We start from the raw sequence: 17,349 nt of genomic DNA on the forward strand, positions 1-17,349 counted from the left end.
TACGCTTTCTCATCATGCGTAAGCTGATCTAATGCAGCGCTTCACCCTGGACCAATTGGAGACCTTGCGTGCCCTGATCGAGGACGGCACCTTCGAGAAGGCCGCCCGTCGCCTGCATGTGACGGCGTCGGCCGTGTCCCAGCGGGTCAAGGCCATGGAGCAGTCCTCCGGCCGGGTGCTCGTGCAGCGCACCAGCCCGGTGCTGCTCACGCCCGCCGGTGCCGTGGTGCTGCGTTACGCGCGCCAGGTCGAGCTTCTCGCTGCCGATACCGAGCGAGCGCTGCAGGAGGACGGCCCCGCCGACCGGCCGGTGCTGATCTCCCTCGCCGTGAACGCGGACAGCCTGGCCACCTGGTTTCTTGGCAGCCTCGCCGGGGTGGCCGCCGACCTCGATCTCACGTTCGATCTGCACCGCGAAGACCAGGAGCACACCATCTCGCTGCTGCGCTCCGGCGCCGTCATGGCCGCGGTGACCTCCAACCGCGACTCCATCCAGGGCTGCGTGACCGAGCCGCTGGGCCGGATGCGTTACCGCGCCGTGGCAACGCCGGCGTTCGTGCGGCGCTGGCTCCCGACCGGGCTCGACGCGCTGTCGGCGGCGCCCGTGGTGACCTTCGACCGTAACGACGACCTGCAGGATGCCTTCCTGCGCTCCCACGCCGGCCGGCCCGGCGACGCGCCCCGCCACTTCATTCCCACCTCGCACGACTTCGCCCGCGCCGTGCTGCTGGGTCTGGGCTGGGGCGTGTTGCCCGAACAGCAGTGCCTGGCCGAGATCGCCGACGGCTCCCTGGTGGAGCTGGCCGCGGCGCATCCGGTGGACGTGCCGCTCTACTGGCAGCGCTGGAACCTCTCGTCGCCGCTGCTGGATGCCGTGTCGGCCGCGGTGCGCGCCGAGGCGAGCCGGGAACTGCGGCCGCTGCCTGGCTGAGGGCGGCTCTGCTAGAGGTCGCTGTGAGCCAGCGGTGTTCCGCTCGAGCTCGCCCGGATCTCCACGCTCCGGATCTGATCCAGGGGCAGCTCGGTGGATGCGGCGAGGTTCTCGGTGCTCGGGCTGGTCGCCGTCCAGGTCGCGAGCACGGTGGCGGTGCCGGCCAGATCGGTCATCACCATGTCGTAGTCCTGGGGCCCGTTGTCCTTCCACAGCTCGTTCAGGTACACACACGACCAGTCGAACCGGGTGCCCCAGTCGGTGTCGGTGATGGAGAGGTCGGCGGTGAGCGCACCGGCCTGCACGGGCTCCATGGCCACGACCCTGGTCGCCGTCGGCGTTGAATCCGTCGGCGTTGAATCCGTCGGTGCTGAATCCGTCGGTGTCGATGCAGGCGGCGCGGATGCGGCCGGCCCGGCCTGAAGCGTCGAGGGCGCGGTCAGCGCGGCGCCGAGCAGCCCGCCGCCCAGCAGGAGAACGGCGGCGGCGGCGGTGCCGGCCAGGGCCAGGTGGATCCGGGTGCGCCGGGTGCGCCGGGCGGCGGCTCCGGCCAGCCGCCGCAGCAGCTGAGGCTGGTGCATCGCGGCGCGCAGGTGCTCGTCGGCGGTGTTGCCGGGCACACTGCCGTCTGGCAGAGCGCTGCCGGACGGGTCTGCCGGAGCTTCGGTCAGCGCCGCGGCGTCCGCGGCGGGGAGCACGGCCAGGATGCCGGGCAGCCCCGCGAGTTCCGCGACGGCGGCCGCGCAGGCCGGGCAGGTCGGCAGGTGGCGTTCGAAGTCGCGCCGGTCCTCCGCGCTGAGCGCGCCGAGCACATAGGCGGCGTCCCAATCGCGAAAACTGTCGGGGGTGGAGGTCATTCGGTGACCCCTCTTTCCTGTAGGGCGAGCCGCATTGCTCGCAGGGCGTAGTGCAGGCGGGACTTCACGGTGCCCTCCGGTATCTGTTCCCGGCGGGCGATCTCCGCGATGGGCCGGCCGAGGTAGTAGGCGCTCACCAGCACGGTGCGGTGCTCGGGGGAGAGCGCGGTGAGGGCATCCGTCACCAGCCAGCGATCCAGGATGGCCTCGGTGGCGTCGGCAGAGACCGTTTCCGGCAGGGCGTCGGTCGAGATCTCCCGGGCGTACCTCGCGCTCCGCCGGTCATCGATCACGAGGTTGCGGGCCACGGTGAACAGCCAGGCGCGGGCGGCGTCTTCGTCTCGGTCCAGCAGTGCCGGACGCTTCCAGGCGCGGAGCAGGGTCTCCTGCACCACGTCCTGCGCGAACCCGTAATCCCCGGTCAGGCGCACCACGTACCTGAACAGGGAGGGCCCGTGGGCATCGTGCAGCGCCCGCAGGAGTTCCGCGTGTGGTTCTGCCACGGTCACCTCCCGGTCCGCTCGATGCCCACGATGAACATGCCTATGCCGCCGGACTAATTCTGCGCGACGTTGAGCGAGAACTCGACGGAGCCGGCATCCTCGACCGACACGAAGCCGAGGTTCGGGGCGTCGACGCCGTAGTCGCTGAAGGTGATCGGGATGCTGCCGACAACCTGGCCGCCGGTGTCGGTGAGCGCGGCCTGCAGCGCGGCGGTGACCGGCTGGGTGACGCCGTGCATCGTGAGTTCGCCGGTGGCGGTCAGGGTCTGGGCCACGCCGGCCACCGGAGCCTCGAGGGTGACCGGTTCGGTGAGGGTGAACGTGGCGGTCGGGAAGTCGCCGACCTCCATGGCGGTGTCGCGGAAGTAAGCGTCCCTGGCGCCCTCGTCGGTGGCGATGCTCGCCACGTCCACCGTGATCGTGGCTGCGGTGAGGGACAGGGAGTCCACGGTGAGGTCACCGGTGACGTCGGCCGTGCGGCCGGTCACGGTGACATCGTTGCCCTGCAGTACTTCGTCGACACGGTAGCCGGCGTACGAGTCGGCGCCGATGCTCCAGGTTCCGGAGAGGTCATCCGGGTTCACCGCGGCGGAGGTCGCCGAGCCGGTGGGGCTCGTTGTAGCGGGGGCGATGGTCGGGGCCGCTTCCGCGTTGCTGTTGGCGTAGTCGGCATACACGGCCGGGCCGAAGGCCAGGGCGGCGCCGCCGAGGACGACAACTCCGCCCGTTATCCACAGGCCGATTTTCGTCTTCTTCTGCATGTCACCCTCGTTCATTCGCGTAGTGGATGACGGTCATCCACTCTGAACAACGAGGTGACGGCCCAAAAGGTTCACCGTTCGTCGAAATCGCCCCTCTGGCGCCTCGTCAACGTGTCGATGGCCACTGGGCGCACTGTGCGAACTACGGGCTTACTCTCTCGGTGAGGATGCGCAGTGTGGCCTGAAGGGCGCTGAACTCCTCGGGGTTCAGCCCCAGTGCCGCGGTCATATCGCAATGGATCTTGGTGGCATGACTGCGCAGTTCGTCCCCGGTCGGCGTCAACGCGATCTCGACAAAGCGCTCATCGGCGCGGTTGCGGCGCCGAGTGAGCAGCCCGTTGCTTTCCATCCGGCGAAGCAGTGGGGTGAGCGTCCCATGGTCCAACCGGAGAGTGTCGGCGAGCTCGCGTACGGTACGGGTTCCTTCGTCCCAGAGCACCACCAGCACGAGGTACTGCGGATACGTGAGTCCCAGGTCGGCGAGCACCGGTCGGTAGGCGTTGGTGACGGCGCGCGAAGCCGCGTACAGATCAAAACAGAGCTGGTCAGAAAGCGGTGGGGTCCGGGGGGCGGCCATGGCTCACATACTGTCACCTTTCCCATTGCCTTGCGCGCTAGTAGCTTGTGCACAAGATGTGTAGGGTGTTGGTATCGACGGTGTGTTGACTGAAAGAGGACCATGGCCACTCCCGCCCCCGATTTGCCCGCGAACGAGGTCCTTTTCCCTGACGAACGCCAGCAGGACGCGAGTTCGGAGCAAGAAGCCGCTGCTCCCGCTCCGGGAAGCGACCTGCGGCAGCGAGAGCGATGGTTGGCCTCGGCGAGTCAGGGCGACACGGGGGCATTCGCCGAGTTGTATGACGACGTTGCACCGCAAGTCCATGGCCTCGTGCTGCGCATCCTGCGTGACGTTCGTGAGGCAGAGGCGCTCACCCAGCGGGTCTTCGCAGAGATCTGGCGTTCCTCCGCCCGTTTCGACTCCGGTCAAGGCGCGGCGCTGTCCTGGATGATCACGCTGGCCCACCGGATGTGTGTGGAGCATGTCAGGGGTAACCCGGACCGTGGGACTGCGGCACGGTCCGCGCCGGGCAGGCACGCCATCGCCCAGGGTGGGCCCGACGTCGTTCCGGTGTCGCCAGGCTCCGTTCCCGATCCGGTGCCGTACGGGACTGCGCTCGGTGGAGCACTTGCCGATCTCGAACCGACGCAGCGTCACGCGCTCAAGCTCGCGTACTTCAACGCTCACAGCCACGACGAGGTGAGTCAGATCTTGCGGATTCCCCCGGGTGCGGCAAAGGCCTGCTTGACTCGGGGGCTCTACGGGCTCGGTCGCAGCCTGTCCGAAGCCACGAGCTGAGCGTTCCATCGCACCCCGCGCCTCGCCTAGCCCGTACGTCCGCTGATGCGGCGGCCCAGCTCGGCTGCAGCGTGCTCCACGGCGGCGGCGATCTCCGGCCAACGTTCCGGCGGCACGCTCGACCTGGCGAAGGTCACGGCGATGCCGGCGGCCGGCCACCCGCTGTGGTCACGCACGGCCACGGCCACGGATGCCATCCCCGCTGTGACATCGCCGTCTTCCGCCGCGTAGCCCTGGGCGCGCACCTCGGCCAGGAGCCGGCTGAGCTCGCGGTAGCTGGTCACACTGCCCGGTAGCGGCGCATTGCCGTCGTCGCCGCGCTGCACGAACGCAGACCGGTCGGGGAACAACGCCCGGAGCTGGGAGAGCGGCAACGTCGCGAGCAGCGCGCGACCGCTCGCGGTGAGGTGGCTGGGTAGCCGCACTCCGACATCCGTCACCAGGGCGGGGCGGCGGGGCGCCCGCTCCTCCACCAGGTAGATCACGTCACGGCCGTGCAGCACCGCCAGGTGTGCGCTCTCGCCGATCTTGTCGACGAGGGAGGCCAGGATCGGCCGGCCCAGCCGGGCCAGGGGCTCCTGCCGGGCGAAGCCGCTGCTCAGTTCGAAGGCGGCCAGGCCGATGCCGTACCGGCGGGCCTCGGGGAAGTGCAGCACGAAGCCGAGCTCCTGCAGCACCCCGAGCAGCCGGTAGACGGTGGACCGGGGCAGGCCAAGCGCCTGGGCGAGAGTGGACGCCGGAACCGGGCCGCGCTGGCCCGCCAGGTAGCTGAGGATCTGCAGGGTATGCCGGGCGGCCGGCACATCGGCCTTGCCCGGTGCCTCAGCGCTCATGCGAAGAGGCTATCGGGTCCGGGCTCTCCGACCCAGCCCGGCCCCGTTTGCCAGTTTGGCAAGCGGGTTTGTCGCCGTCACACCGGCGCGGGATGATGCACTCATGCCGCACACCGACGCCCACGCCCACGCGCCCCAGGATCCCCACGCTGTGGGGGAGTTCTGGGATCAGCGCTACTCCGACCGCGAGACGCTGTGGAGCGGAGAGCCCAACGCCGCCCTGGTGGCCGAGACGCACCCGCTGCGGCCCGGTCGTGCCCTCGACGTCGGCTGCGGCGAGGGCGCCGACGCGCTGTGGCTGGCCGCCGCGGGCTGGACCGTCACGGCCCTGGACGTGTCGCGGGTGGCCCTGGAGCGTGCCGCCCGGCAGGCCGAACTGGCCGGGATCACGTCGGTGCACTGGCTGCAGACCGGGCTCGTCGAAGCCGCCCTGCCGCACGGAACCTTCGACCTGGTCTCCGCCCAGTACCCGGCCCTGCTGCGCACCCCTGGCAACGACGCGGAACGGGCCCTGCTCGACGCCGTCGCCCCTGGCGGGGTGCTGCTCGTCGTGCACCACCCCGCGCCCACCGGTGAGGAGGCGTCCGCGCACGGCTTCGACGCCGCCCTCTATGTGAGCCCGACCCAGGTCGCGGCCCTGCTGGACGAGAACTGGCTGATCGAGGTCGACGAGACCCGGCCACGCCACGTGGCGACCGGCGCCGGCGCCCACCACACCGAGGACGTCGTGCTGCGGGCGCGGCGGCTGGGCTGACCCCGCCGGGCTGCTGCGGGTCAGTCCCGCCGCCAGGTGTACTCGTTCTCCGGCCGCCCCGGAGTGCCGTAACGCGGGGTGCGGAGCACGGCCCCGTCGTCGGCCAGGTGCTCGAGGTACCGCCGGGCGGTCACCCGGGAGATCCCGAGCGCCTCGGTGACCTCGGTCGCCGACACCGGTTCGCTGTTCGCCTTGAGGAGCTCGGTCACCGCGGCCAGGGTTCCCTCGGCCAGCCCCTTGGGCAGCGTCACCGGGGAGGGCGTGCGCAAGCTGTTGAAGGCCTGGTCCACGTCCGCCTGGCTGGTCACCCGCGAGCGCTCGCCGAGTTGACGATGGAACTCCCGATAGGTGGTGAGCTTCTGCGCGAAGGTGGCGTAGGTGAATGGTTTGATCAGGTACTGCACCACCCCGGCGGCCACGGCGCCGCGCACCACCTGCAGGTCACGCATGGCGGTGATCGCGATGATGTCACAGTCCAGATTCGCCGTCCGCACCCGCCGGGAGACGTCCAGCCCGTGCAGGTCGGGCAGGTTCATGTCCATCAGCACCAGGTCGATCGGCGCACCGGATGCCGCGGCGTCGGTGAGCTGGCGGAGCGCCGCCTGACCGGTCCCCGCCGTGCCGGCGTGGGTGAAGCCGGGCATCCGCTGCAGATAAGCGGCGTGGGCCTCTGCGGTGAGCGGCTCGTCCTCGACGATGAGCACCCGGATCTCGTCCTGCTCAGGCATCCGGACCGCCCTCCGCCGTCCACTCCGGCTCGGCGACGGGCTCCCGCAGCGGAATCGTCACGGTGAACACGGCGCCTCTCCGACGGGTGACGGTGAGGGTGCCGCCGAGTCTGGTCACCGCCTGGCGCACCAGAGCCAGGCCCAGCCCGCGGCCGTAACGACCGGGTTCCTTGGTGCTGTAGCCGAGCCTGAACACCTCGTCGAGCTCATCGGGGTCCACGCCCCGTCCGCTGTCAGCGACCTCGATCACCACGGTCGGCGGCACGGTGTCCATAGTTGTGCGGATGGCGACGTCCACCCGGCGCGGAGCCTCGCCGCCGACCGCGGCCTCGAGGGCGTTGTCGACCAGGTTGCCCAGCACCGTCACGAGGTCCTGCACCGACAGGCCGGAATCCACCGGCGTGCCCGCCGCATCCACGTTCAGCTGCACCCCGAGCTCACCGGCCTGGGCGAATTTGCCCACCAGCAGTGCGCCGATCACCGGTTCGTCGACCGAGCTGATCATCTCGTCGGTGAGTTGCTGGCTCACCGCCATGTCCCTGGTGGCGAACTCGAGCGCCTCGTCCGCCCGGCCCAGCTCCATGAGCGACACGATGGTGTGCAGCCGGTTGGCGTGTTCGTGGGTCTGTGCGCGCAGGGCATCCGACAGGGTGCGCATCGACGCCAGTTCGGTGCCGAGCGATTGCAGGTCGGTGTGGTCGCGGATGGTCGCCACGGTTCCCATTGGCGCCGCCCGGGGGCGCACCCGGCTCGGGGTGGGCACCGCGGGCTCCTGGCTGACCACCAGGACGCGGGTCTCGGTCAGATGGATCTCGTCGTGCGCGGTGCGCCCGCTCCGCAGCAGGTCGGCCAGGCTGGCCGGCAGGTCGAGGTCGTCGATGGCGGGAGCGGAGGCGCCGGCGGAGCGCGAGGGCGGCCGGGCCGGGATGCCGAGCAGGTCGGCGGCCTGGTCGTTGTAGAGCACGAGGTTGCCCTTGCGGTCGACGAGCACCAGGCCCTCCCGCACCGAGTGCAACACCGAGTCGTTGTAGACGAACAGCTGGGCGAGCTCCTCGGGGCCCCAGCCCAGGGTCACCCGGCGCAGGTAGCGACCCAGCAGCCAGGTGGCCACCGAACCCGCCAGCAGTAGGGCCAGCGAGAGCGCCAGGATGGCCGGCAGCCTGGCGTTGAGGGCGATCTGCAGGTTGCTTGTCTTCACCCCGGCGGCCACCATGCCCACCACCTGGCCGTCCGGGTCGAGGATCGGCACGACAGCGCGCACCGATGGGCCGAGGGTCCCGGCCGTCACCTCCGTCAGCGGGCTTCCGGCCGCGGCTGGACCGGTTTCACCGATGTACTCCCGGCCGATCTCGGCGGGATCCGGGTGGGTCCACCTGATGCCGGCGGGGCTCATGATCGTGATGAAGTCCAGCGATGCGTCCTGGCTCACCTCCAGCGTGTACGCCTGCAGCGCCGCGGTCGGATCCGCCGATTCGGCGGCCGTGACCACCAGCGGGCTGTCGGCTATCGAGATGGCGACCGAGAGCATCCGGTCGGCCGTTTCGGTGTAGCCCCGGTCGCGGGCGTCGACGAACGAGGCCGTGCCCACGAAAACCGCCAGCGACACGATGAAGACGAAATGGGCAAGGAAAAGCCGGCGTGCAATGCTCCAGCCCTGCATCCGGCACTCGCCTTTCACTGCTTTACGAATTCGAGATTCACGTCGTCGTGACCAATATGACCGCAAGAGTGACCGTACGCCCCTCGTCCCGCAGTGTGTATTCACCACAGCTGATCGGGCCGTTCACCGGTGCGACCAGCCTAGACAAAGGAGTCTGACATGGCACTTTCTTTTCCCCGCGGCGCTGCCGCCCGGCGCCCGGCCGGTACACCGCGCAAACGGCTCGACAAGTCCCACTACCTCTACATCGCTGTCATCATCGCGGTCGGGCTGGGCATCCTGGTCGGTCTCATGTTCGGCGGTGAAGGCGGCTTCGCGGTCGCGCTCAAACCGCTCGGTGACGTCTTTGTGCTGCTGATCAAGATGATGATCGCCCCGATCATCTTCTGCACCATCGTGCTGGGCATCGGCTCCATCGCCAAGGCCGCCACCGTGGGCAAGATCGGCGGGCTGGCTCTGGGGTACTTCCTGATCATGTCCACCTTCGCCCTGGGCATCGGCCTGCTGGTCGGCAACCTGATCCACCCCGGTGAAGGCCTCAACCTGCAGGACGCGACGTACGCGGCACCCGAAGCCGCCGACACACATGACTTCCTGCTCGGCATCGTGCCCACCACGCTGATCTCCTCGCTCACCTCCGGTAACATCCTGCAGACCCTGATGGTGGCCCTGGTCGTGGGCTTCGCGCTGCAGAAGATGGGCGCCGCCGGCAAGCCGATCCTCACGGGCATCGCCCACCTGCAGGCGCTGATCTTCCGCATCCTGGTCATGGTGATGTGGCTCGCCCCGATCGGCGCGTTCGGTGCCATCGCCGCGGTCGTCGGAGCCACCGGCATCCAGGCCGTGATCAGCTTGTTCACCCTGATGGCCGCGTTCTACCTCACCTGCATCATCTTCATCGTCGTGATCCTCGGAGGCCTGCTCAAACTGGTCACCGGCATCAATATCTTCAAGCTGATGCGCTACCTCGGGCGGGAATACCTGCTGATCTTCTCGACCTCGTCATCGGAGGCCGCGCTGCCCCGCCTCATCGCCAAAATGGAGCACCTCGGGGTGTCCAAGCCCGTGGTGGGCGTCACGGTGCCCACCGGCTACTCGTTCAACCTCGACGGCACCGCCATCTACCTCACCATGGCATCGCTGTTCATCGCCACGGCGCTCGGCCAGCCGCTGATGCTGGGGGAGCAGATCGGCCTGCTGGTCTTCATGATCATCGCTTCCAAGGGGGCGGCCGGGGTCACCGGCGCGGGGCTCGCGACCCTCGCCGGCGGACTGCAGGCGCACGCGCCGCAGCTCGTGGGCGGAGTCGCCTTCATCGTGGGCATCGACCGCTTCATGTCCGAGGCCCGTGCACTGACGAACTTCACCGGCAACGCCGTCGCCACCGTGCTGATCGGCACCTGGACCAAGGAGATCGACCGGGCCCAGGTGGACCTGGTCCTCGACCGGCACGCGCCCTTCGACGAGGCCACGATGATGTCGACGCACCTGCCCGCCGAGCACACGGATGCCGTCGCCGCGCCGCAGCCGGAGCCTGCCCTTCGGTAGTGCTGGCGGCGGTTTATCGCTCTTGACCAGCGATTAAGGTCCCCGGACGACGGTGCTGCATGACCGTCCCGGGGGCCCGCGTGCGCCCGCGTGCTAGGCTCGTTAACGGTCTTACGACCCTTCACCAGGACGCGAACGCGTAGCCCCCAGCTTGACTGGGACGGCCGCGTGCGTACGGTGAGGCTCAGACGGACGCGATCCCATGGTCGCTCCAGCCCACGCCGCAGCTCGGTACCGAGGCCGGTCTCGGCCTACCCGTCCGACACAGCGAGCCCCGTGTAGTCGACCGCTCAGGCGGTCCAATCGGCGTGCTCCGGAGAATCCGTGACCGAAATCACCGCCGTTAAGGCAGAAGAAACCGCCAGTGAGGCGGAGCAGACAACAACAGCAGAATCCCCGGCCCCGGCAATCGCCGTCAAGGCCGACAAACTCTATAAGGCCTTCGGCCGCAAACCCCACGACATCGTCAAGAAGCTCCAGGGCGGCGCGAGCCGCGACGACCTCGCGCACCTCGGTACCGCCGCGGTCATCGACGCCTCCTTTGAGGTGAAGCGCGGTGAGATCTTCGTGGTCATGGGCCTGTCCGGCTCGGGGAAGTCCACTCTCATCCGCATGCTCAACGGACTGCTCGAAGCCACGTCGGGAACCGTCACCGTCGGGGGAACCACCATCACCGGCGTTCCCGCGAAGAAGCTTCGTGAGGTACGTCGCCAGAGCGTCTCCATGGTCTTCCAGCACTTCGCCCTGCTGCCGCACCGCACTGTGATCGACAACGTCGCCTACGGCCTCGAAGTGCAGGGCATGCCCCGCGAGGAACGACTCGCCAAGGCGCGCACCATCATCGGCCTGGTCGGTCTGGACGGCTGGGCAGACAACCTGCCTTCCGAGCTCTCCGGTGGTATGCAGCAGCGCGTCGGCCTCGGCCGGGCGCTGGCCGCAGACACCGACGTGCTCCTGATGGACGAGGCGTTCAGCGCCCTCGACCCGCTGATCCGCCGCGAGATGCAGGAACAGCTCATCGAGCTGCAGGCCGAACTCGGCAAGACCATCATCTTCATCACGCACGACCTCAACGAGGCCATGTTCCTCGGCGACCGCATCGCGGTCATGCGCGACGGCCGCATCGTGCAGATCGGCACGCCGGAGGAGATCCTCACCGACCCGGCCAACGACTACGTCGCCCAGTTCGTTCAGGATGTCGACCGGGCCCGGGTGCTCACCGCCGGCAGCGTCATGGAGCCGGCTCGCTCCGTCGTCGCCGCGTCCGCAGGCCCGCGTGCGGCCCTCCGCACCATGCGCGACCTGCAGACCTCGGCCACCTTCGTTCTGGAGCGCGGCCGCAGCTTCGTCGGGGTCGTCCGCGACCGCGATGTGCTCAAGCAGGTGAAATCGGGTCACACCGACCTCCGTGCGATCATCCAGAAGGCCACGGCCGTGTCCGCCGACACCGCGCTGGTCGACCTGGTGGAGCTGGCGGTGGAAAGCGACCTGCCCATCGCCGTCGTCGACGAGCGCAATCGTCTGCTCGGTGTCATCCCCCGGGTGACGTTGCTTGCCGCGCTCGGCAACGTCAGCACCACGACGGGGGAGTTGCCGGTGATGGAACCGCCGTCGACGATCTCGATGAGCATCATCACCGAGACCCTGCGCGAAACCGCGTCGGAAGGAGTACAGCCGTGATCCGCACAGCCCTGATCGGGACCGACGTCAGCGAATTCCGTCTCCCGCTCGGAGACTGGGCCGAGGGCTTCGTCGACTTCGTCACCGAGTGGTTCGGGTTCGTCTTCGACTTCATCCGCGCCATCTTCGGCGGCGCCTACGACGTCGTCGATCTGATCCTGAGTACCCCGCCGTTCTGGGTCATCATCATCGTCTTCGGCGTGCTGGCCCTCATGGTTCGCGGCTGGAAATTCGCTGTGGGCACCATCATCGGCCTCGGCATCATCGTGGGCGTCAACCAGTGGGAGAACGCGATGGACTCGCTGGCACTGGTGCTTGTCGCCAGCATCCTGGCGATCCTGTTCAGCGTCCCGCTGGGCATCCTCTCGGCACGATCCCAGCTGGCCAGCACCATCATCAAGCCGATCCTCGACTTCATGCAGACCATGCCGGCCTTCGTCTACCTGATTCCGGCCCTGCTCCTGTTCCGCATCGGCGTCGTGCCCGGAATCGTGGCCACGATCATCTTCGCGATGGCTCCCGGCGTGCGGCTCACCGACCTCGGTATCCGCAGTGTCGACAAGGAAGTGGTTGAGGCCGGTCAGGCCTTCGGTGCGTCGCCGGGTCGCATCCTGCGCCAGATCCAGCTGCCGCTGGCGATGCCCACCATCATGGCCGGAATCAACCAGGTCATCATGCTCTCCCTCTCGATGGTCGTCATCGCGGGCATGGTCGGCGCCGGTGGCCTCGGTGGCGATGTCGTCGCCAGCCTGAACCGCATCGATGTGGCGCTCGGCTTCGAAGCCGGTGTGGCCGTCGTGATCCTGGCCATGTTCCTGGACCGCTTCACGGCGGCGCTCGGATCCGGCAAAACCCCGCTCGGCCGGCTGCTGGCCGCGCGCAAGCACGGCGGCACCCCCGCGGCGCCCACACCGGACGTGGACATGACGACTGCGATCGAGTCCGCCAAGCGGCCCGGCGTGCTCACGCCCTCCTAGCCCGAGCGCCCTCTGCCCCACCAACCTGTACGTCCCTGCACCACCCTGCCGCCCCACATTGGTGGCACGAAAGGAACACATGAAGAACCGTTCACTCAGCGTCATCGCCCTCGGAGCCGTCGGGCTCCTCGCCTTCAGCGGTTGCGCAGCAGCCGAAGCCGAAACCGTCGGCGGCGGCAACTCCGACAACAAAGACCTCACCATCGCCGTTTTCAACGGCTGGGACGAAGGCATCGCCGCCTCCGAGCTGTGGAAGGCCATTCTCGATGAGAAGGGCTATAACGTCACCCTCGAATACGCGGATGTCGCACCGGTGTACGTCGGACTCGCCGAGGGCGACTACGACCTGAACCTGGATGTCTGGCTGCCGAACACGCACGCCGAATACGTCAAGGAATACGGTGAGGACATCACCGACCTCGGAGCGTGGAACGACGAAGCGAAGCTCACGGTTGCCGTGAACGCAGACGCGCCGATCGACAGCCTCACCGAACTGGCCGACAACGCCGACCTGTTCAACAACACCATCGTGGGCATCGAGCCCGGCGCCGGACTGACCGCCGCTGTCGAGGACAACTCCATCCCGGCCTACGGTCTGGACGGCATGGACTTCAAGACCTCGTCGACGGCAGCCATGCTCGCCGAGCTCACCGCGGCCACCAAGGCCGGCGAGAACATCGCCGTCACGCTCTGGGAACCGCACTGGGCCTACGGCTCGTTCGACCTGAAGAACCTCGAAGACCCCGAGGGCACCCTCGGCGACGCCGAGTCCCTGCACGCCTACGGCAAGAAGGACTTCGCCACCGACTTCCCGCAGGTCACCGAGTGGATGTCCGGGTTCACCATGGACCTCGATCACCTGTACTCGCTGGAGACCGCCATGCTCGTCGACTACGAGGGCACGGACTACGGCCCCATCGTCGCGAAGTGGATCGAAGAGAACCAGGAGTACGTGGACTCGCTCACCGCGTAGTCGACTGCCCCATCAGAGAACGGCCCGTGCTGTGGCACGGGCCGTTTTTTTGATTTCTCTGGCGCCTCGTCAGGTGCTTGCTCGCAGCTCGGCGCCGATGAAGGCTGCCCAGGCACCGGCTTTGCCTGTCTCGCCCGGAGCCAGCGGACCCTCGGTGCCCTCGACGACAAAACCGTGCGGTTTGGCCACGATGCTGGCGCCGGCGGTCTGCAGGGCGTGGGAGATCTTGCCCGCGGCATCCCCGTGCAGAAACAGCTTGATGCGGGTGTCGAACGCGGCGGCGCGCACACCGGCCAGGGAGCCCGGCGTGAGCGTTTGCAGGAAGGCGCGCATCCGTTCGGTCGGCTTCCAGCCGTTGATCGGACAGCCCGCCACAAGCACATCGATACCGTCGAGGCTGGTCTCGGTGAGGTCGGCCACGTTGAGGGTGCGGGTTCCTCGACCGAGCTCCGTGGCGATCACCTCAGCGATGGTACGGGTGTTGCCGTAGGTCGTGTCATAGACGACGAGCGCGTGCATGGGTCCTCCAGGGTCGGGGCGACGTTGGCCGACACGAGCCATAGTGGACCCGGTCCTCCGGCTGGGCAACCGCGCGGGCACCGCCGGTTCAGGCCCCGCCCCTGACGACCTGCCGGTCACTCAGACTGCACGGCGAGCGGCGCGATGAAGGTCGAGAGCGCGTCCGTGATGGCCTGTTGCGATTCGGCGGGGGTGATTGTTGCCACTCCATCCCCGGGCTGGTCGCCGTAGGCGCCGAAGGAGGCATGGTTGGCCCCGTCGATCTGCACGAAGGTGGTACCGGCGGGCAGCAGGTCGGCGGTGTCCTCGATCTTCGCCGGGGTGCTCAGGCCGTCCTCGCTGCCGCTGATGCTCAGCACCGGCAGATCGTCGTCGACCGCTGCGGCGCAGTAGCTGCCGAACACCACCAGGCCGGCCACCTCGGTGTCCTGCGTGTACATGCAGGCGCGCACCCCGCCGAGCGAGTGCCCTCCCACGAACCAGGTGCTCACGTCGGGGGCGGCAGCGGTGAAGGCATCCAGGGGGCGCTGGTCGAAGAAGGCCAGGTTCAGCACCGGCTTGGTGATGACTACGGTCATCCCGGTTTCCTCCACGGTGCCCGACAGGGTGGCGAGGTAGGCGTACGGGTCCACTTTGGCGCCGGGGATGAAGACCAGACCGGCGTCGGAGGGGTTCTCCGCCGGGGCGATCACCACGGAGGCAGCCGTGTCGGTCACGGTGACGGCGGGATTGTCGAACACGGCCTGGGCCGCGGCGCGGTCGGCCGGCATGACCAGCTGGGTCCAGATGAGGAAGGCGACGACGCCGAGCGCCAGGGCCGTGAGCGCGGTCCAGCCGGCGAATTGAATGCGGGCGCGGGTGCGGGATCGTGCAGTGTGTCCGGTCGTCACTATTCTCAGTCGTCCAATCCGCGTGCGGCGAGGGCCTCTCCGATTGCATCGGCAGCGTACAACGAGCGTACGACGACCGGAACGGCCAGGGCGACGACGGATCCCTGCGCGCCGCGGGCCCGCCGGGCGTCGAGTACCTCCCGCACGATCTCCGCCACCAGCGGGATGCACCGGATGGTGAGGGCCACGAGCAGTCCCACCCGGTCGGCGTCCACCCAGCGGTGGAACGGCCGCAACAGGATCTGGAACGCCTCGAGCACGGCGGTGACCGTCGTGGTGAGGGTGAAGAGGGCGGCGAGGGCCACCGCCACCAGCAGCCGGCCGGCCATCAGCCCGGCCGTGGTCCAGCCCTCCACCGAGCCGCCGGCGACCAGCACCTGCACGGGCACGGCGAAGAGGAGGATCCAGAGGATCGGACCGATCTGCGGCCACGCCGCCGTGGGCGGAATACCGGCCAGTGCGTAGAGAAGCACCACGGCCGCGAGTTCGCCCGCGAGCACCAGCGGATCGGCCACCAGGCCGACCAGCACCATGGCAACGGCAAGCAGTCCCAGCTTGAGCAGCGCTGGCGCGCGGTGCAGCAGCGATGTCCCCGGCCGGTACAGCCCGATCATGACAGCAGGCTCAGATACGCCGCGAGGGCGGTGGTGGGCACGTCGTCGGCGACTACCCGGCCCTCGTCGACCACGATCACCCTGTCGAAGCCGTCCAGTACCTCCAGGTCGTGGGTCACCACGATCACCTGCTGGGTCAGTGACACCAGCAGGCCGGTGATCAGGCGGGTGTTACGGGCATCCAGCAGCGTGGTCGGTTCGTCGGCCACGACGATGCTGGGCCCGGCCACCAGGACCGCGGCCAGGGCCAGGAGCTGCTTCTGGCCGCCGGAGAGCCGGTGGGCCGGGCGTTCGGCCAGGTCGGTCAGACCGAACCGGTCCAGCGCCTCCGAGGTGCGCGCGGCGATCTCGGTCGCGTCCAGGCCGCGCCGCCGCAGGGTGAACGCCACGTCTTCCTGCACGGTGGGCATCACGATCTGGTTGTCGGGATTGGTGAAGATGAAGCCCACCTCGCGCCGCACCAGCTTGGCCTGGCGGCGCACGTCCAGGCCGTTCACCGTGACGGTGCCGCCGGTCGGGGTGACCAGGCCGTTGATCATCCGCGCCAGCGTCGACTTGCCGCTGCCGTTGGCGCCGACGATGCCGATGCGTCGTTCGGTGAGGTGCAGGTCGATGCCCCGGAGCACCGGCTGGCCGTCGAAGTCGTGCGTGACGCCCTCGAAACGGATGCCGGCGGCGCTCACGCTCACGCCCGGGCGTCGACGGCGGGCAGGGAGACCGGTGCGGTACGGCGCGGGGTGATCAGGCCGGGGTAGGCGCGGTGCACCTGCTTGGCGACAAGCACCGTCACGACCACCTTGACCAGGTCGCCCGGCAGGAACTTGGCACTGTCGACGGCGGCGGCCCAGAGCGGCAGGCCGAGGTTGATGGCGGTGACGGGCACGCCGATCAGGTAGACCGCCACGATCCCGCCGAGCACGGTGGCGCCAAGGGCCGGCCAGAACGGGTACCGCGGCAGCAGCCAGGCTGTGAGCGCGCCGATCACGACGACGCCGAGCAGCCAACCGTACGGGTATCCGGCTGAGGGGGAGGTGGTGAACCAGACCAGGCCCCCGCGTCCGCCGGAGAGCAGCGGCAGGCCGGCGGCCGCCAGCACCAGCAACAGCAACACGGCCAGGAAGCCCTTTCGCGCACCGAGGATCGCCCCGGCCAGCATCACCCCGAGGGTCTGGAAGGTGATCGGGACGGTGCTGGCGCCCAGCGAGAGCGCGCCGGGAAAACCGAGCGCGGCGATGAGGGCGGCGAAAATGGCGATCTGCGCGAGGTCGCGCACGCTGAGGCGGGCAAATGCTGAACGGGCTGTCATGGTTTTCAATCTAGGATCCCGCACCGGGCCGCCGCAGTGGAATACCTACAAAGAATCCCGTCGAACCCTGGTGGATGGCCCGGCGAATGCGCCCGCGACGCCTATCGGTCGCAGGAGGGCGGTTTTATGATCGTCGCAGCCGGCCACCGGCGAGGCAGTGCCAACAGAAGGGCAGTCATCATGGGTTTCTTCGGTTTTCTCCTACTCGGCCTGCTGGCCGGCGCCTTGGCCAAGCTGATCCTGCCCGGCACGCAGGGCGGCGGCTGGTTCGTGACCCTGCTGCTCGGTGTGGTCGGCGCCCTGCTCGGCGGCTGGCTGGCCGGGCTGATCTTCGGGGTCAACATGGGGTCGTTCTTCGACCTGCGCACCTGGGTGATCGCGATCCTCGGCTCGATCATCGTGCTGCTCACCTACGGCGCGGCCACCCGCAATCGCGGCAGTTCCACCTGAGCGGCTCT

General features: G+C 68.7%; 20 protein-coding genes. 8 read left to right on the top strand and 12 right to left on the bottom strand.

Annotated features, from left to right (window positions below):
• Positions 1 to 31: 31 nt before the first annotated feature.
• The gene (locus tag E3T61_RS13425) at positions 32 to 931 is read left to right on the top strand and encodes a LysR family transcriptional regulator ArgP (protein WP_134641342.1); all 900 of its coding nucleotides are present in this window, start codon (positions 32 to 34) and stop codon (positions 929 to 931) included.
• A gap of 11 nt (positions 932 to 942) precedes the next feature.
• Here E3T61_RS13425 and E3T61_RS13430 read toward each other — a convergent pair whose 3' ends face one another.
• From E3T61_RS13430 to E3T61_RS13445, 4 genes are all read right to left on the bottom strand, one after another.
• On the bottom strand, positions 943 to 1,788 hold the full coding sequence (locus E3T61_RS13430; RefSeq protein ID WP_134641343.1) for an anti-sigma factor family protein: 846 nt from the start codon (positions 1,786 to 1,788) through the stop codon (positions 943 to 945).
• The gene (locus E3T61_RS13435; RefSeq protein ID WP_134641344.1) at positions 1,785 to 2,291 is read right to left on the bottom strand and encodes a sigma-70 family RNA polymerase sigma factor; all 507 of its coding nucleotides are present in this window, start codon (positions 2,289 to 2,291) and stop codon (positions 1,785 to 1,787) included. Before E3T61_RS13435 ends, E3T61_RS13430 begins: the two co-directional genes overlap by 4 nt.
• Before the next feature lie 53 nt (positions 2,292 to 2,344).
• A complete protein-coding gene (locus tag E3T61_RS13440) occupies positions 2,345 to 3,052 on the bottom strand; it encodes a YceI family protein (RefSeq protein ID WP_134641345.1) in 708 nt (235 codons plus the stop codon).
• A gap of 142 nt (positions 3,053 to 3,194) precedes the next feature.
• Positions 3,195 to 3,629 carry a MarR family winged helix-turn-helix transcriptional regulator gene (locus E3T61_RS13445; RefSeq protein WP_134641346.1) on the bottom strand — a complete coding sequence of 145 codons (435 nt, stop codon included), beginning with the start codon at positions 3,627 to 3,629 and terminating at the stop codon, positions 3,195 to 3,197.
• A 102-nt stretch (positions 3,630 to 3,731) separates the two neighbouring features.
• On the opposite strand from E3T61_RS13445, the gene E3T61_RS13450 reads away from it, so the two are divergent.
• A complete protein-coding gene (locus E3T61_RS13450) occupies positions 3,732 to 4,409 on the top strand; it encodes a sigma factor (RefSeq protein ID WP_134641347.1) in 678 nt (225 codons plus the stop codon).
• Positions 4,410 to 4,435: 26 nt separating this feature from the next.
• Here the strand turns inward: E3T61_RS13450 and E3T61_RS13455 are convergent, their stop codons facing one another.
• Positions 4,436 to 5,242, bottom strand: a complete 807-nt coding sequence (locus E3T61_RS13455) for an IclR family transcriptional regulator (protein WP_134641348.1) — start codon at positions 5,240 to 5,242, stop codon at positions 4,436 to 4,438.
• Between the two features lie 103 nt (positions 5,243 to 5,345).
• Between E3T61_RS13455 and E3T61_RS13460 the strand changes: the two genes are divergently transcribed.
• A complete protein-coding gene (locus E3T61_RS13460) occupies positions 5,346 to 5,996 on the top strand; it encodes a class I SAM-dependent methyltransferase (RefSeq protein ID WP_134641349.1) in 651 nt (216 codons plus the stop codon).
• Positions 5,997 to 6,016: 20 nt separating this feature from the next.
• Here E3T61_RS13460 and E3T61_RS13465 read toward each other — a convergent pair whose 3' ends face one another.
• Both E3T61_RS13465 and E3T61_RS13470 read right to left on the bottom strand, forming a co-directional pair.
• On the bottom strand, positions 6,017 to 6,724 hold the full coding sequence (locus E3T61_RS13465; protein ID WP_134641350.1) for a response regulator: 708 nt from the start codon (positions 6,722 to 6,724) through the stop codon (positions 6,017 to 6,019).
• Positions 6,717 to 8,384 carry a sensor histidine kinase gene (locus E3T61_RS13470; RefSeq protein WP_134641351.1) on the bottom strand — a complete coding sequence of 556 codons (1,668 nt, stop codon included), beginning with the start codon at positions 8,382 to 8,384 and terminating at the stop codon, positions 6,717 to 6,719. The genes E3T61_RS13465 and E3T61_RS13470 overlap by 8 nt, the downstream gene beginning before the upstream one ends.
• Positions 8,385 to 8,543: 159 nt before the next feature.
• On the opposite strand from E3T61_RS13470, the gene E3T61_RS13475 reads away from it, so the two are divergent.
• The 4 genes from E3T61_RS13475 to E3T61_RS13490 all read left to right on the top strand — a co-directional run bounded on the left by E3T61_RS13475 (position 8,544) and on the right by E3T61_RS13490 (position 13,562).
• Positions 8,544 to 9,932, top strand: a complete 1,389-nt coding sequence (locus tag E3T61_RS13475; protein WP_134641352.1) for a cation:dicarboxylate symporter family transporter — start codon at positions 8,544 to 8,546, stop codon at positions 9,930 to 9,932.
• Positions 9,933 to 10,340: 408 nt separating this feature from the next.
• Positions 10,341 to 11,612 carry a quaternary amine ABC transporter ATP-binding protein gene (locus E3T61_RS13480; RefSeq protein ID WP_134641410.1) on the top strand — a complete coding sequence of 424 codons (1,272 nt, stop codon included), beginning with the start codon at positions 10,341 to 10,343 and terminating at the stop codon, positions 11,610 to 11,612.
• Positions 11,609 to 12,589, top strand: a complete 981-nt coding sequence (locus tag E3T61_RS13485) for an ABC transporter permease (protein WP_241992563.1) — start codon at positions 11,609 to 11,611, stop codon at positions 12,587 to 12,589. The genes E3T61_RS13480 and E3T61_RS13485 overlap by 4 nt, the downstream gene beginning before the upstream one ends.
• Positions 12,590 to 12,668: 79 nt before the next feature.
• Positions 12,669 to 13,562, top strand: a complete 894-nt coding sequence (locus E3T61_RS13490) for a glycine betaine ABC transporter substrate-binding protein (RefSeq protein WP_134641353.1) — start codon at positions 12,669 to 12,671, stop codon at positions 13,560 to 13,562.
• 69 nt (positions 13,563 to 13,631) lie between these two features.
• On the opposite strand, the gene E3T61_RS13495 is transcribed toward E3T61_RS13490, so the two are convergent.
• The 5 genes from E3T61_RS13495 to E3T61_RS13515 form a co-directional block, all read right to left on the bottom strand.
• Positions 13,632 to 14,081: a flavodoxin family protein gene (locus tag E3T61_RS13495; RefSeq protein ID WP_134641354.1), complete on the bottom strand. Its 450-nt coding sequence runs from the start codon at positions 14,079 to 14,081 to the stop codon at positions 13,632 to 13,634.
• A 116-nt stretch (positions 14,082 to 14,197) separates the two neighbouring features.
• On the bottom strand, positions 14,198 to 14,971 hold the full coding sequence (locus tag E3T61_RS13500; protein WP_241992564.1) for an alpha/beta hydrolase: 774 nt from the start codon (positions 14,969 to 14,971) through the stop codon (positions 14,198 to 14,200).
• A 5-nt stretch (positions 14,972 to 14,976) separates the two neighbouring features.
• Positions 14,977 to 15,585: an energy-coupling factor transporter transmembrane component T family protein gene (locus tag E3T61_RS13505; RefSeq protein ID WP_134641355.1), complete on the bottom strand. Its 609-nt coding sequence runs from the start codon at positions 15,583 to 15,585 to the stop codon at positions 14,977 to 14,979.
• A complete protein-coding gene (locus E3T61_RS13510) occupies positions 15,582 to 16,274 on the bottom strand; it encodes an energy-coupling factor ABC transporter ATP-binding protein (RefSeq protein WP_241992565.1) in 693 nt (230 codons plus the stop codon). The genes E3T61_RS13505 and E3T61_RS13510 overlap by 4 nt, the downstream gene beginning before the upstream one ends.
• Positions 16,271 to 16,891, bottom strand: coding sequence for a biotin transporter BioY (locus E3T61_RS13515; protein ID WP_134641356.1), 621 nt, complete (start codon positions 16,889 to 16,891; stop codon positions 16,271 to 16,273). Before E3T61_RS13515 ends, E3T61_RS13510 begins: the two co-directional genes overlap by 4 nt.
• A 180-nt stretch (positions 16,892 to 17,071) precedes the next feature.
• On the opposite strand from E3T61_RS13515, the gene E3T61_RS13520 reads away from it, so the two are divergent.
• Complete coding sequence (locus E3T61_RS13520; RefSeq protein WP_134641357.1) at positions 17,072 to 17,341, top strand: GlsB/YeaQ/YmgE family stress response membrane protein; 270 nt, start codon at positions 17,072 to 17,074, stop codon at positions 17,339 to 17,341.
• Positions 17,342 to 17,349: the final 8 nt, after the last annotated feature.

The organism is Cryobacterium lactosi, from assembly GCF_004403945.1.
Taxonomy (GTDB): domain Bacteria; phylum Actinomycetota; class Actinomycetes; order Actinomycetales; family Microbacteriaceae; genus Cryobacterium; species Cryobacterium lactosi.

Coding starts and splice junctions, on each gene's coding strand:
- E3T61_RS13425 (WP_134641342.1), top strand. CDS start 32: ATGCAGCGCTTCACCCTGGACCAATTGGAGACCTTGCGTGCCCTGATC.
- E3T61_RS13430 (WP_134641343.1), bottom strand. CDS start 1,788: ATGACCTCCACCCCCGACAGTTTTCGCGATTGGGACGCCGCCTATGTG.
- E3T61_RS13440 (WP_134641345.1), bottom strand. CDS start 3,052: ATGCAGAAGAAGACGAAAATCGGCCTGTGGATAACGGGCGGAGTTGTC.
- E3T61_RS13445 (WP_134641346.1), bottom strand. CDS start 3,629: ATGGCCGCCCCCCGGACCCCACCGCTTTCTGACCAGCTCTGTTTTGAT.
- E3T61_RS13450 (WP_134641347.1), top strand. CDS start 3,732: ATGGCCACTCCCGCCCCCGATTTGCCCGCGAACGAGGTCCTTTTCCCT.
- E3T61_RS13455 (WP_134641348.1), bottom strand. CDS start 5,242: ATGAGCGCTGAGGCACCGGGCAAGGCCGATGTGCCGGCCGCCCGGCAT.
- E3T61_RS13460 (WP_134641349.1), top strand. CDS start 5,346: ATGCCGCACACCGACGCCCACGCCCACGCGCCCCAGGATCCCCACGCT.
- E3T61_RS13465 (WP_134641350.1), bottom strand. CDS start 6,724: ATGCCTGAGCAGGACGAGATCCGGGTGCTCATCGTCGAGGACGAGCCG.
- E3T61_RS13470 (WP_134641351.1), bottom strand. CDS start 8,384: ATGCAGGGCTGGAGCATTGCACGCCGGCTTTTCCTTGCCCATTTCGTC.
- E3T61_RS13475 (WP_134641352.1), top strand. CDS start 8,544: ATGGCACTTTCTTTTCCCCGCGGCGCTGCCGCCCGGCGCCCGGCCGGT.
- E3T61_RS13490 (WP_134641353.1), top strand. CDS start 12,669: ATGAAGAACCGTTCACTCAGCGTCATCGCCCTCGGAGCCGTCGGGCTC.
- E3T61_RS13495 (WP_134641354.1), bottom strand. CDS start 14,081: ATGCACGCGCTCGTCGTCTATGACACGACCTACGGCAACACCCGTACC.
- E3T61_RS13505 (WP_134641355.1), bottom strand. CDS start 15,585: ATGATCGGGCTGTACCGGCCGGGGACATCGCTGCTGCACCGCGCGCCA.
- E3T61_RS13515 (WP_134641356.1), bottom strand. CDS start 16,891: ATGACAGCCCGTTCAGCATTTGCCCGCCTCAGCGTGCGCGACCTCGCG.
- E3T61_RS13520 (WP_134641357.1), top strand. CDS start 17,072: ATGGGTTTCTTCGGTTTTCTCCTACTCGGCCTGCTGGCCGGCGCCTTG.